Annotated in this window: 13 protein-coding genes; 7 read left to right on the top strand and 6 right to left on the bottom strand. The window is 73.4% G+C overall.

Annotated features, from left to right (window positions below; genetic code table 11):
• Window positions 1–26 precede the first annotated feature (26 nt).
• Window positions 27–443, bottom strand: coding sequence for an organic hydroperoxide resistance protein (locus IO20_RS0110320; protein ID WP_030548140.1), 417 nt, complete (start codon window positions 441–443; stop codon window positions 27–29).
• A gap of 149 nt (window positions 444–592) precedes the next feature.
• Here IO20_RS0110320 and IO20_RS0110325 point away from each other — a divergent pair, with 149 nt between their 5' ends.
• Window positions 593–1,678, top strand: coding sequence for a CaiB/BaiF CoA transferase family protein (locus tag IO20_RS0110325; RefSeq protein ID WP_030548141.1), 1,086 nt, complete (start codon window positions 593–595; stop codon window positions 1,676–1,678).
• Between the two features lie 31 nt (window positions 1,679–1,709).
• Here the strand turns inward: IO20_RS0110325 and IO20_RS0110330 are convergent, their stop codons facing one another.
• From IO20_RS0110330 to IO20_RS0110340, 3 genes are all read right to left on the bottom strand, one after another.
• On the bottom strand, window positions 1,710–2,354 hold the full coding sequence (locus IO20_RS0110330) for a response regulator transcription factor (protein ID WP_030548142.1): 645 nt from the start codon (window positions 2,352–2,354) through the stop codon (window positions 1,710–1,712).
• The gene (locus IO20_RS0110335; RefSeq protein ID WP_030548143.1) at window positions 2,345–3,496 is read right to left on the bottom strand and encodes a sensor histidine kinase; all 1,152 of its coding nucleotides are present in this window, start codon (window positions 3,494–3,496) and stop codon (window positions 2,345–2,347) included. The genes IO20_RS0110330 and IO20_RS0110335 overlap by 10 nt, the downstream gene beginning before the upstream one ends.
• Window positions 3,497–3,591: 95 nt before the next feature.
• Complete coding sequence (locus IO20_RS0110340) at window positions 3,592–4,254, bottom strand: DedA family protein (RefSeq protein ID WP_030548145.1); 663 nt, start codon at window positions 4,252–4,254, stop codon at window positions 3,592–3,594.
• Window positions 4,255–4,507: 253 nt separating this feature from the next.
• On the opposite strand from IO20_RS0110340, the gene miaB reads away from it, so the two are divergent.
• Window positions 4,508–6,037, top strand: a complete 1,530-nt coding sequence (gene miaB / locus IO20_RS0110345; RefSeq protein WP_030548155.1) for a tRNA (N6-isopentenyl adenosine(37)-C2)-methylthiotransferase MiaB — start codon at window positions 4,508–4,510, stop codon at window positions 6,035–6,037.
• Between the two features lie 189 nt (window positions 6,038–6,226).
• Window positions 6,227–6,994: a class III extradiol dioxygenase subunit B-like domain-containing protein gene (locus IO20_RS0110350; protein WP_030548156.1), complete on the top strand. Its 768-nt coding sequence runs from the start codon at window positions 6,227–6,229 to the stop codon at window positions 6,992–6,994.
• Between the two features lie 111 nt (window positions 6,995–7,105).
• On the opposite strand, the gene IO20_RS0110355 is transcribed toward IO20_RS0110350, so the two are convergent.
• Both IO20_RS0110355 and IO20_RS0110360 read right to left on the bottom strand, forming a co-directional pair.
• Window positions 7,106–7,363 carry an antitoxin gene (locus IO20_RS0110355; RefSeq protein ID WP_030548158.1) on the bottom strand — a complete coding sequence of 86 codons (258 nt, stop codon included), beginning with the start codon at window positions 7,361–7,363 and terminating at the stop codon, window positions 7,106–7,108.
• 69 nt (window positions 7,364–7,432) lie between these two features.
• Complete coding sequence (locus tag IO20_RS0110360; protein WP_030548161.1) at window positions 7,433–7,741, bottom strand: hypothetical protein; 309 nt, start codon at window positions 7,739–7,741, stop codon at window positions 7,433–7,435.
• 139 nt (window positions 7,742–7,880) lie between these two features.
• Between IO20_RS0110360 and miaA the strand changes: the two genes are divergently transcribed.
• The 4 genes from miaA (at window position 7,881) to IO20_RS0110380 (ending at window position 13,112) form a co-directional block, all read left to right on the top strand.
• The gene (gene miaA / locus IO20_RS0110365) at window positions 7,881–8,819 is read left to right on the top strand and encodes a tRNA (adenosine(37)-N6)-dimethylallyltransferase MiaA (RefSeq protein WP_030548163.1); all 939 of its coding nucleotides are present in this window, start codon (window positions 7,881–7,883) and stop codon (window positions 8,817–8,819) included.
• Window positions 8,820–8,982: 163 nt separating this feature from the next.
• Window positions 8,983–9,432, top strand: a complete 450-nt coding sequence (locus tag IO20_RS0110370; protein WP_051874356.1) for a hypothetical protein — start codon at window positions 8,983–8,985, stop codon at window positions 9,430–9,432.
• Between the two features lie 110 nt (window positions 9,433–9,542).
• Window positions 9,543–10,415: a diaminopimelate epimerase gene (gene dapF / locus IO20_RS0110375; RefSeq protein ID WP_030548166.1), complete on the top strand. Its 873-nt coding sequence runs from the start codon at window positions 9,543–9,545 to the stop codon at window positions 10,413–10,415.
• A 189-nt stretch (window positions 10,416–10,604) separates the two neighbouring features.
• On the top strand, window positions 10,605–13,112 hold the full coding sequence (locus IO20_RS0110380) for a RelA/SpoT family protein (RefSeq protein ID WP_030548172.1): 2,508 nt from the start codon (window positions 10,605–10,607) through the stop codon (window positions 13,110–13,112).
• Window positions 13,113–13,223: the final 111 nt, after the last annotated feature.

Consider the following 13,223-nt stretch of genomic DNA (forward strand, 5'->3'; position numbering starts at 1 on the left):
TTCCCCGCGTGAGCGCGGAGAACGGATCAGGCGACGATGTTCACCCGCACCTCCACATTGCCCCGGATCGCCTTGGAGTACGGGCAGCGCCCGTGCGCCGCGTCGGCGAGCCGCCGCGCCTCGGCGGGGTCGAGCCCGGGCAGTTCGACGGTGAGCACCACCGACAGACGGAATCCGCTCTCCTCCTTGTGCAGCGCGACCTCGGCGACGACCGTGTCGTCCGCGAGGGCGACCCTGGACTCGCGGGCGGAGACCCGGAGCGCGCTGTGGAAGCAGGCGGCGTAGCCGGCGGCGAAGAGCTGCTCGGGGTTGGTGGCGGTACCGGAGCCGCCCACGGCCTTGGGACTCGACAGCGGAAGGTCGAGCAGCCCGTCGGAGGAGCGCACGGCGCCGTTGCGCCCGTCTCCGGTGGAGGTGACCTCGGCGGTGTAGACGACGGCCATGTCGCGGGCCTTTCGGTTCGGAGAAGGGGAATTCCCCCAGTCTCGGCCGCCCCCGAATTCCGTACGCTACGGATCTCCGCAGTCACGTAGGTCCCGTCGCGCCATAGCGTGGATTTCCTCGAAAGCCTTTCTACGCGAGGGAGTTGGCCATGGCAGGACCGCTGGCGGGAGTACGCGTTCTGGAATTCGCGGGCTCGGCGCCCACCGCTTTCGTCGGCACGGTCCTGTCCGGTCTGGGCGCCGATGTCGTACGCGTCGACCGGGCCCCCGGGACCGCTCCCGGCCCCGACGCCCCGCGCCCGCCCGAGAACCCGCTCTCCCGCGGTCGCCGTTCGGTCGCCCTGGACCTCAAGAGCCCCGTCGGGGCCGAGCAGGCCCTGTCGCTCGCCGAGCACGCCGACATCCTGGTCGAGGGCTTCCGCCCCGGCGTCGCCGACCGCCTCGGCATCGGCCCCGGTCCTGCTCTGGTCCGCAATCCGCGCCTGGTGTACGGGCGGCTCAGCGGCTGGGGCAGCGAGGGGGAGTGGGCGGGACGCGCCGCCCACGACCTGACCGTTCTTGCCCTGACCGGCGCCCTGGACACCGACCCGGCCACCGGAGACCCGCTGCCGCCGCCCACCGCGTACCTCTCCAGCTTCGCCGGCGGCGCCAACGCGCACGTCCACGGTCTGCTGGCCGCGCTCCACGAGCGGGAACGCTCGGGCCGCGGCCAGGTCGTCGACACCGCGCTCGCGGACGGCGCCGCCCTGATCTCGACCCTGATCCACCAATGGCGGGAGGTGCCCGGAAACCACACCGTCACGGACGCCCCGCACTACTCGCTCTACCGCGCCGCGGACGGCCGCCACCTCGCCGTCGCCGCCATCGAACCCCGGCTCTACCAGAGCCTCCTGGACCAGCTCGGCCTCACCGACGCCGAGGGGCTGCCCGACCGCGCCGACCCGAGCGGCTGGCCCGCGCTGCGCGCACTGATCGCCGCCCGCTTCGCGACCCGAGACCGGGAACACTGGGTGAAGCTCTTCGACGCGGTGGACGCCGGGGTGGCCCCGGTCCTCACCGCCGCAGAGGCCGCCGAGCACCACCAACTGGCCGCCCGCCAGGCCTTCGTACGCGTCGGGGACGCACTGCAGCCCGCGCCGCCGTCCCGCTTCGACCGCACCCCCGCCGAAGCCCCCGGCCAGGCTCCGCTGCCCGGCGAGCACACCGAAGAAGTCCTCGCCGAGTGGCGTCGCTGAGGCTCCTCACCGTCCCGCCCCCGCGGCCGGCCTACGACTCCAGGTAGCGGAGCACCGCCAGGATCCGTCGGCTGTAGCCGCTGGTGCGGGACAGCTCCAGCTTGTCGAAGACGGCGTTGAGGTTCTTCTCCACCGCGCTCAGGGAGATGTGCAGCTTTCCCGCGATGGCCGTGTTCGTGTGCCCCTGCGCCAGCGCCTCCAGGACCGTGCGCTCCCGGGGAGTGAGCCGGGCCAGCGGGTCGGCGCGGGTGGTCCGTACGACCAGCTGCCGTACGACCTCCGGGTCGATCGCCGCCCCGCCCGCGTGGATCCGCTCCAGGGCGTCGAGGAACTCCTCGACCTGCCCGACCCGGTCCTTGAGGAGATAGCCGACCCGTTCGGCGTTCGACGCGAGGAGCTGCGCGGCGTAGGCGCGCTCGATGTGCTGGGAGAGGACGAGCACGCCGACCTCGGGGAAGAGCTCCCGGATCGCGACGGCCGCCCGCAGCCCCTCGTCGGTATGGGTCGGGGGCATCCGGATGTCGACGACGACGATGTCCGGCCGGCGCTCCTCGACCTCCTTCAGCAGCGTCACCGCGTCCCCCAGCGCGGCCAGGACCTCGTGGCCCTCCTCGGCCAGCAGTCTGACCAGGCCCTCACGCAACAGGGTCGAGTCCTCGGCAAGGATCACGCGCACGGCAGCTCCGCGGTGACGGTGGTGGGTCCCCCGAGGGGGCTGTGGATGTGCAGGACGCCGTCGAGCGCGGCCACCCGGCTGCGCAGGCCGGTCAGCCCGCCGCCGGTCGCGTCCGCGCCGCCCGTGCCGTCGTCCTCGACCCGGACGGTGAGCCGTGTCCCGTCGAGCACCACCGCCACCGAGATTGCCGAGGCCGCGGAGTGCTTGGCCGCGTTCGTCACGGACTCCGACACCACGAAGTAGGCGGCGGTCTCCACCGGCCGCGGCAGCGGTGCGCCGACCTCGAAGCGGGTCCGCAGCGGGATGGCGCAGCGTTCGGCGACCCCGCCGATCGCCTCCTCAAGCCCCAGACCGTCCAGGGCCGACGGATACACCCGCCAGGCCACCTCGCGCAGTTCGGTCAGCACGCCCTGGGACTCCTGGTGCGCCTGGAGCAGCAGCGCGTCGGCCTGCCCGGGGTCACGGCCCCGGCGCGCCCGGCCGATCAGCATCGAAAGCGCCACCAGGCGCTGCTGGACCCCGTCGTGCAGATCGCGCTCGATGCGCCGCCGCTCGGCGTCCACGGCCTCGACGACCGCGGCCCGGCTGGCGGCGAGTTCGTCGATCCGGCGCCGGAGTATTTCCCGCTCGGAGGGACCGAAGCACTCACGGGCGGTACGGGCGTCGAGCGCGGCCAGCGAGTACAGGCCCTGGAGGTCGAGGAAGAGGAGCACCCCGCCGAGCAGGACCTGGCCGAGCAGCTCGTACCGGCCGAGGGTGCCCCGGACGGCTCCGTGGACCAGGAGCCCGGCGAGGACGGCACCGAAGACGAGGAGTCCGACGACCACCGCGCAGAGCAGTCCCGTGGCGGCGCGGACCCCGAGGTAGCGCAGGATCTTCCGGTCGGAGGCCTGGTACCGGCCGGGGAAGCGGTCACCGAAGAAGGCGGAGCGGCGGAGCCGTTCGAGGCCGGCCAGGCGCCGGGCGCCGGCCATCAGGATCCGCAGAGCCGCGGCCCGGGTGCGCGGCCACAGCAGGAACGGTCCGAGGGCCACGCCGGCGACGAGGAAGTGGAGCGCGCCCAGCAGGGCGGTCGCACAGCCGACGAGGGTCCCGAGGCCGCGCCGCGGCCAGGGCGCGGTCCCTCCCGGCTCCTCCTGCACGGGACTCGACAGTAGTGCGCCCGTAGGACCCGGACAAGATCGCCCCGGCGGCCGTACGGGAGGCGGTGCCGTACCGCCGGGGCGGGAGCCGGGGATCACGAGGTGCGTCGGTGCTGCGCCCCGCTCCGGCCGCGCAGCCGGACCGCCACGTAGGCCGCGAAGGCGGCGACGGCGAGGACCAGCACGACCTTCGACAGGACGCCCACGTAGGTCTCCACGACGTCCCAGCGGTCGCCGAGCCAGTACCCCGCCACGACGAGGGCGCTGTTCCAGACGAGGCTGCCGAGCGTGGTGAGCACGATGAACAGGGGCATCGGCATCCGTTCGACACCGGCCGGCACCGAGACCAGGCTCCGGAAGATCGGCACCATCCTGCCGAGGAAGACCGCCTTGGCGCCGTGCCTGCCGAACCACTCCTCGGTACGGACCAGGTCCGAGGCCTTCACCAGAGGCAGTCGCGCCCAGATCCGGTGCATCCGCTCCCGGCCGAAGAGGACCCCGATCCAGTAGAGCGCCACCGCGCCGACCACCGAGCCGAGCGTGGTCCAGAACAGCGCGGAGGCCAGACTCAGCACGCCCTGACCGGCCGCGAAGCCGGTCAGCGGCAGGATGATCTCGCTGGGCAGCGGCGGGAAGAGGTTCTCCAGGGCGATGGCGAGACCGGCTCCGGGACCGCCCATCGTGTCGACGAGACCGGCGGCCCAGCCGGCGACACCGTCCGCGGGCTGCTGGGCGAGCGCCAGGGGCGTGAGGTTCATGACGGGGTCCATGAGGGCTCCAAAAAGCGGGCGGGGAGGACGACCCGGGGCGGGCGCCCCGTGCTTCGTCATCGAACCTAGGAACCCCCGCTCAGCGGCGGTATGAGGAGGACCGCCCAGCCCGGTGCGGTTCCCCGCACCCCCACCCCTGCGGAAAACCGCAGGGTGCGCAGCCCGAGGACGGGGCGCGGTCCGCCGTACGCCCTCCCGGACCCGGGCGGAGGCCCTCCCCGGACCGCCTACCCTTGGACGCATGACGAGCAGCAGCGACCGGAGCACCGCAGTGAGCGTTGACGGCACCAAGACCTATGAGATCCGCACCTACGGGTGCCAGATGAACGTCCACGACTCCGAGCGGCTCTCCGGTCTGCTGGAGGAGGCGGGCTACGTCAAGGCCCCCAAGGGCTCCGACGGGGACGCCGACGTCGTCGTCTTCAACACCTGCGCGGTCCGCGAGAACGCCGACAACAAGCTGTACGGCAACCTCGGCCGGCTCGCCCCGATGAAGACCACGCGCCCCGGCATGCAGATCGCCGTCGGCGGCTGTCTCGCCCAGAAGGACCGCGACACCATCGTCGCGAAGGCCCCCTGGGTCGACGTCGTCTTCGGCACGCACAACATCGGCAAGCTGCCCGTCCTCCTGGAGCGCGCCCGCGTGCAGGAGGAGGCCCAGATCGAGATCGCCGAATCCCTCGAGGCCTTCCCCTCCACGCTGCCGACCCGCCGCGAGTCCGCGTACGCCGCCTGGGTCTCGATCTCGGTCGGCTGCAACAACACGTGCACCTTCTGCATCGTCCCGGCCCTGCGCGGCAAGGAGGAGGACCGCCGCCCCGGCGACATCCTCGCCGAGATCGAGGCGCTGGTCGCCGAGGGCGTCTCCGAGATCACCCTGCTCGGTCAGAACGTCAACGCGTACGGCTCCGACCTCGGCGACCGCGAGGCCTTCTCCAAGCTGCTGCGCGCCTGTGGCCAGATCGAGGGCCTGGAGCGGGTCCGCTTCACCTCCCCGCACCCCCGCGACTTCACCGACGACGTGATCGCGGCGATGGCCGAGACGCCGAACGTCATGCCGCAGCTCCACATGCCGCTCCAGTCCGGCTCGGACTCGATCCTCCGGGCGATGCGCCGTTCCTACCGGCAGGAGCGTTTCCTCGGGATCATCGAGAAGGTCCGCGCGGCCATCCCGCACGCCGCCATCTCCACCGACATCATCGTGGGCTTCCCCGGCGAGACCGAGGAGGACTTCCAGCAGACGATGCACACCGTCCGCGAGGCCCGCTTCGCGAACGCCTTCACCTTCCAGTACTCCAAGCGCCCCGGGACCCCGGCGGCCGACATGGAGGACCAGATCCCCAAGGAGGTCGTGCAGGAGCGCTACATGCGGCTCGTCGCCCTCCAGGAGGAGATCTCCTGGGAGGAGAACAAGAAGCAGGTCGGCCGCACCCTGGAGGTCATGGTCGCCGAGGGCGAGGGCCGCAAGGACGGCGCCACGGACCGCCTCTCGGGACGCGCCCCCGACAACCGGCTCGTCCACTTCACGAAGCCCGGCGAGGACGTCCGCCCCGGCGACGTCGTGACCGTCGAGATCACGTACGCCGCCCCGCACCACCTGCTCGCCGAAGGCCCCGTCACGGCGGTGCGCCGCACCCGCGCCGGTGACGCCTGGGAGAAGCGGACCACGCAGGCGGCGTCGAAGCCGGCGGGCGTCCTGCTCGGCCTGCCGAAGATCGGCGCCCCGGAACCCCTCCCGGCGATGGACGCCCCGGCCTGCGGAAGCCACTGACCCACACCGGACGGGGACACGAGCGACCGGCGGGCTCCGCCGGTCGCGGGCGCCGGCGGTCGGCGACGCGCGGGTCGGCGACGCGCGGTCGGCGGCCGGGTACGGCGGGGGCTTTGTCGGTCGTGTGCCGCGTGTACCGCGTGTCGCGGGTCCCGGAGTCCCCGATCCTCGCGCAGTAGGCTGCCGATCATGCTTGTCGCCGCAGCCGTCTGCCCCTGCCCGCCGCTTCTTGTACCCGAGGTCGCGACCGGCGCCGCCCACGAACTGGACGCGGCGCGGGCCGCGTGCCTGGACGCCGTCGGGCTGCTCGCCGCCGCCCGCCCCGACCGGCTGTACGTCCTGGGGCCCGCGCCGGAGGGCGCCCACGGAGTCTTTCCCGCGGGGTCGGCGGGCTCCTTCGCCGGATTCGGCGTCGACCTCTCCGTACGCCTGGGCGAAGCCCCGGAGGACGACCAGCGGCCCGGCACCGACCAGCCCGGCACCGCTCCGGCCGGCACGGCCTCGCCAGGCGCCCGGCCCCTGCCCGCGTCCCTCGCCGTCGGCGCCTGGCTCCTCGACCGGGCCGACTGGGCCGACGCGCCGATCGAGGGCCTGGGCGTCGACGAGGCGGCCACACCCGGCGTCTGCGCCGGCCTCGGCCGCGGACTCGCCGCCTCCGCCGAGCGGGTCGCCCTGCTCGTGCTGGGGGACGGCAGCGCCTGCCGGACCGTGAAGGCCCCCGGCTACTTGGACGAGCGGGCCGCCGGCTTCGACGCGGAGGCCGCCCGCGCCCTGGGCACGGCTGACGTGGCCGCGCTGCTGGCCCTGGACCCGGAACTCGCGTACGAACTGAAGGTCGCCGGCCGCGCTCCCTGGCAGGTCCTCGCGGGCGCCGCCGAGGACGCCGGGCTCGACGGCCGGCTGCTCTTCGAGGACGCCCCGTACGGGGTGGGGTACTTCGTCGCCGCCTGGTCCTGAGAGAACCGCGACGAACAGGCGGACGGACGGACGAGAACGGCGGACGGCCGCGGAGCGAGGTGCTCCGCGGCCGTCCGCCGTGCGGGAGGGACTGTCGGGTGACGCCGGACGTCAGGCGGCCGGCGGCGGTGTCGTGCCGCCGCTCCTGGGCGTGCCGTCGTCCTTGTGACCGATCCGGTCGATGGCTTCCTTGGCCTTGCCCGTGCCGGACTGGATCTTGTCGCTGTACTTGCCCTTGGTCTTCTCGTCGACCAGCTTCGCCGCCTTGTCCAGGCCGTGGTCGATCTTCTCGCCGTGCTGCTGCGCGAGACCGGCGACCTTGTCCTTGGCGGGGTTGAGCTTGGCCTTCAGCGAATCCAGGAGACCCATGGGGCACCTTCCCTCCGCGGACCCCCCTGGGGTCCGATTGCCGTGTCCTGCCCCCAGGTCTCCGGGGGCTCAGCGACGGACGCCTTCGCCCGCCTCGTTGTCCGCGGCGGCCTCGGCCGACTGCTGCTTCGGGATCTCCACAGCGTCCGCGGCGGCCTCCACGGTTTCCGCCGCGACCGTCTCGTCCGCGTCCTCCGCTTCGGCGTCCGTCACCTCGGTCGAGGCTACGGTCTCCGGACCGCCTACCCCGGACGCCGCGTCGCCATCCTCCACCGGAGTCTCGGCCACGGCCGCGGTCCCGGCCTCCTCCGACGCCGTCTCGGGCGAGACCGCCGCCACATCCTTCTTCTTACGGCGAAATACTGCAAAAACGCCCATATTCACTCCATAGCGTACTCGGACGGGGGTGGTTCCTTGGCGATCGACGGCCGGAACCTCGCAACAGGCAACGAAGCCGGATGAGGCCCGTCACGTAGCTCGTTCGGGGACGGGCCGTGAGGTTTGCGAGACTGGGACGGTGAGAAGCGCAGCTCCCGCCCCGCGGGTCATCGCCGTCGTCGGCCCCACGGCAGCCGGAAAGTCCGATCTGGGTGTATTCCTGGCCCAGCAGCTCGGGGGCGAGGTCGTCAACGCAGACTCGATGCAGCTCTACCGGGGGATGGACATCGGGACCGCCAAGCTGACGCCGGAGGAGCGCGGCGGCGTTCCGCACCACCTCCTCGACATCTGGGAGGTGACGGAGGCGGCCAGCGTCGCCGAGTACCAGCGGCTCGCCCGCGCCGAGATCGACCGGCTGCTCGCCGCCGGCCGCACCCCCGTCCTCGTCGGCGGTTCCGGGCTGTACGTACGGGGGGCCGTCGATGCCCTGGAGTTCCCCGGCACCGACCCCGCCGTCCGGGCCCGGCTCGAGGCCGAGCTCGAAGAACGCGGCTCCGGCGTCCTGCACGCCCGGCTCGCCGAGGCGGACCCCGAGGCGGCCCGGGCGATCCTGCCCAGCAACGGGCGCCGCATCGTCCGCGCCCTCGAGGTGATCGAGATCACCGGCAAGCCCTTCACCGCCAACCTGCCGGGGCCCGACTCCGTCTACGACACGATCCAGATCGGTGTCGACGTGGCCCGCCCCGAGCTGGACGAGCGGATCGCCACGCGCGTGGACCGGATGTGGGAGGCGGGCCTCGTCGACGAGGTCCGCGCCCTGGAGGCGCGGGGCCTGCGCGAGGGCCGCACGGCCGCCCGGGCCCTCGGCTACCAGCAGGTCCTCGCGGCGCTCGCGGGGGAGTGCACCGAGGACGAGGCGCGCGCGGAGACCGTACGGGCGACGAAGCGCTTCGCCCGCCGCCAGGACTCGTGGTTCCGCCGCGACCCGCGCGTCCACTGGCTCAGCGGAGCCGCCGATCACCGGGGGGAACTCCCGGGGGAGGCGCTGTCGTTGGTCGAACGAGCGGTTACAGCCTGATCACGTGATGGCATCGGGACGCCCTGCCCGTCATTCCGGCGGTCAGGAGCGTGCCATCATCGAGCATCGATCGACCAAGGTGGAGTCCGAGTGGGGAGGGCGCGTGGCGATGGAGGCCGGCCCTCGCGACAGAGAACAGCACGAAGCGGCCCTGGGTGACCCGATGGGTGACACACCGGGCCGTCCGACCGCCGCCGACGTACCGGTCGGCGCTTCGGGGCTGACCCCGGACGGTCCCGACGACGCGGTGGGCACCGCCGTCGAGGTGGACGCCGACGAGGTCGAGGTCGAACTGCGCCCCCAGCGCCGTCTGCGGATCTGGCAGCTCGCCCCGATCGTGGGTCTGGCCGCCGTCGGCTCCCTGATGTTCGCGTTCCCGCTCGCCTTCGGTTCGGGGGACGGCGGAGCCGTCCTCGCCATGCTCGGACTGCTGATCAGCTCCTGCGCGGCGGGCTGGGGCATGATGGCCGCCCGCAAGGTCGGCTACACCTGGCCGGGCCTTCCGCAGCGCGGTTCGGGCGAGCGCCCGAACTGGCGGTACGTCGCCCTGTACGCGACGACGACCGCGGCCCTGGTCGCCCTCGCGGTCTGGCGCGTCGCCCGCCTCCGCTGAGCACCCGGCTCTGCCGAGGCACCTGGTTCCGCTGGGCACCCGCTCTGCCGAGGCACCTGGTTCTGTGGACGACCGGGCCGTCCGTTGCCCCACCCCGTACAGTTGATCTCGTGACCAGCGCGCAGACCTCACCCCTCCCCTTCCTCAAGGGCCACGGCACCGAGAACGACTTCGTGATCGTCCCGGACGCGGAGAACGCCGTCGCCCTGCCCCCCGACGCCGTCGCGCGGCTCTGCGACCGGCGGGCCGGCATCGGCGGCGACGGACTGCTGCACGTCGTGCGCAGTGCCGCCCACCCCGAGGCCCGGCACATGGCCGACGAAGCCGAGTGGTTCATGGACTACCGGAACGCCGACGGCTCGGTCGCCGAGATGTGCGGCAACGGAGTCCGGGTCTTCGCCCGCTACCTGGAGCACGCCGGGCACGTCACCGCGGGCGAGGTGGCCGTCGCCACCCGCGGCGGGATCAAGCGCGTCCACCTCGACAAGGACGGCTCCGTCACCGTCTCCATGGGCCGTGCGGTCCTCGCCGAGGACGGGGTCACCATCACCGTCGACGGCCGCAGCTGGCCCGCGCGGAACGTGAACATGGGCAATCCGCACGCGGTCGCCTTCGTCGAGGACCTCGACCACGCCGGCACCCTCTACACCGAGCCGCCGTACGAGCCCGCCGCGGTCTACCCGGACGGTGTGAACATCGAGTTCGTCGCCGACCGCGGTCCCCGGCACGTCGCCATGCGGGTCCACGAGCGCGGCGCCGCCGAGACGCGCTCCTGCGGCACGGGCGCGTGCGCCGTCGCCGTCGCCACCGCCCGCCGGGACGGCGCCGACCCCGCCGAGAGCGGCACCCCCGTCACGTACACCGTCGACGTACTCGGCGGGACGCTGATCATCACCGAGCACCCCGACGGCCGGATCGACATGACGGGCCCCGCCGTGATCGTCGCGGAAGGCACCGTCGACCCGGCCTGGCTCGCCTCCTGACGCCCGACCGGGTCGCGTGAGTCGAAGAATCGAAACAGTCAACGACTGATTTTTCGCTCGAATGGGTGATCCGGTTCACGCTGAGCGAGAGGGCGACTGCACCGCGTGGTGGGGTCGGTAGCATCAAGCACCGGCCCCCCGGGCACGCCTGGCCCGCCCACCGCCGGTCGACGTTGCCGGAGGTGCCCCATGAGCGCAGAGGCCACCAACCCTGTGAGCGCGGCGGAAGCCGCCTCCACCGATGTGACCGTACGCAGACGCGGACGCGCCCGTATCGACCTGCGCCGGCTAGGACGGGCCGCCCTCCTGGGCGCCACCGCGGGACCGGCGCCCCGTGACCGGCTGCCCGACGCCATCAGCCATGTCGCCGAGGCGCACCGCGCCCACCATCCCGACGCCGACCTCACGGTGCTGCGCCGGGCGTACGTGCTCGCGGAGTCCTCGCACCGCGGCCAGTTCCGCAAGAGCGGCGAGGCGTACATCACCCACCCGCTCGCGGTGACCCTCATCCTCGCCGAACTCGGTGCGGAGACCACCACCTTGACCGCCTCCCTCCTCCACGACACCGTCGAGGACACGGAGGTGACGCTCGATCAGGTGCGCCGGGAGTTCGGCGACGAGGTCGCCTATCTCGTCGACGGCGTCACCAAGGTGGAGAAGATCGACTACGGCGCCGCCGCCGAACCCGAGACCTTCCGCAAGATGCTCGTCGCCACCGGCGACGACGTCCGGGTGATGTCGATCAAGCTCGCCGACCGGCTCCACAACATGCGCACCCTCGGGGTGATGCGGCCCGAGAAACAGGCCAGGATCGCCAAGGTGACCCGCGACGTCCTCATCCCGCTCGCCGAACGGCTCGGCGTCCAGGCCCTGAAGACGGAGCTGGAGGACCTCGTCTTCGCCATCCTCCACCCCGAGGAGTACGAGACCACCCGCGCGCTCATCGCCGCGAACCCGCACGCGGGCGACGCGCTGAACGCCGTCGCGGAGCAGGTGTCGGCGGTCCTGCGTGAGGCCGGCATCGGCGCCGAAGTCGGCGTCCGTCCACGCCACTTCGTCTCCGTCCACCGGGTCCGCCTCAAGCGCGGCGAACTGCGCGGCTGTGACTTCGGACGGCTCCTCGTCCTGGTCGCGGAGGACGCGGACTGTTACGCGGTCCTCGGCGAGCTCCACACCTGTTTCACCCCGGTGATCTCCGAGTTCAAGGACTTCATCGCGGCCCCGAAGTTCAACCTGTACCAGTCCCTGCACACCGCGATCGCCGCCCCCGACGGCGCCGTCGCCGAGGTCCTCATCCGGACCCACCGGATGCACAAGGTCGCGGAGGCGGGGGTCGTCGCCCTCGGGAATCCTCACGTGGGCCAGGAAGCCGGGGGCCGTCCCGACGCCACAGCGGACGGGAACACCGCCCCTCCGCCGACCCCGCCGGCCCTCGCGGGGAGCGGCGACGGTGCCGACGCCAGCACACGACCCCGAACCACCGACGGGCGGCCGGCCACCGCTCCTCGACCCGACGCCGCTCCTGGACCCGGTACCGCTTCTCGACCCGGCGCCGAGGACACGTCCGCCTCGACCGGCCTACCCGCCTCGACCGTCCCGGCCGGCCGGCCGTCGCACGACCGGCCCGGCACCTCCGACGGGCCCGGCGTCCTCTCCCGGCAGTCCGCCGAGGCCCACCCCTCCGCCGACGCCGACACCAAGGCCGATCGCCCCGCCGGCACGCCCCCGCCCGAGGACGGCGAGCGCGTCGACCCCACCCGCCCCGGCTGGCTCTCCCGGCTCCTCGACTGGCAGCAGGCCGCCCCCGACCCGGACACGTTCTGGACGTCCCTCCGTGCCGACCTCGCCGAGGACGACGAGATCACCGTCTTCCGTGCCGACGGAGGCGCTCCCGGCACGATCAGCCTGCCCGCCGGGGCCAGCTGCGTCGACGCCGCCTACGCGCAGCACGGCGAGGCCGCCCACGGCTGCCTCGGCGCCCGCGTCAACGGCCGCCTCGCGCCGCTGAGCACCGTCCTCGGCGACGGCGACACCGTCCAGCTGCTGCTCGCCCAGGACCCCGTGTCCGGGCCGTCCCCCGAGTGGCTCGACCACGCCCGTACCCCGGCCGCCCGGATCGCGATCACCGGCTGGCTCCAGGCGCACCCCGAGAGCGCCGCGCCGGTCGCCGCCACCGCCGGAGGCGCCCGGCCCCAGGCCCAGGCCGGCGCCGACCGGCGCTCCGGCGTCGAGCTCCACGCCGACCTGGAGGGCGAGCCGAGCGCGGCCGTCCGGCCGGCGGGCTGCTGTACCCCCGTACCACCGGACGAGATCACCGGCTTCCGGGTACGGGGAGGCTCCGTCACCGTCCACCGCGCGGGCTGCGCGGCCGTCGACACCATGCGCAGGCTGGGCCGCGAGCCCGTCTCCGTCCGCTGGGGCGACACGGCCCAGGGCAGGGTCACCCTGATCGCGGAGTCCTTCGGCCGCCCAGGCCTCCTCGCCGACCTCACCGAGGCCATCGCCGTCGCCGGAGCGGCCGTCGTCTCCGCGAACGTCGAGCCGCCGAACGAGCAGCGGGTCCGCCACACGTACACCCTCCACCTGCCCGACGTGGGCAGGCTCTCCGCCCTCATGCGCGCCATGCGGGACGTGCCCGGGGTGTACGACGTGAGCCGCGCCCGCCACCGCTCGTCCCGGGAACCGCGCGGGGACTGAAGCGGCGCGGAGTACGGAGGGGAGCGGCGTGCGCTCCGTATGGTGTCCCCCTTCGGGTGGCGGGCGAGCGCGCCGCCCGGGGGAGCGGCCGATCCGCTGGTAGCCGTAGGG

Source organism: Streptomyces exfoliatus (genome assembly GCF_000725545.1).
GTDB lineage: Bacteria > Actinomycetota > Actinomycetes > Streptomycetales > Streptomycetaceae > Streptomyces > Streptomyces exfoliatus.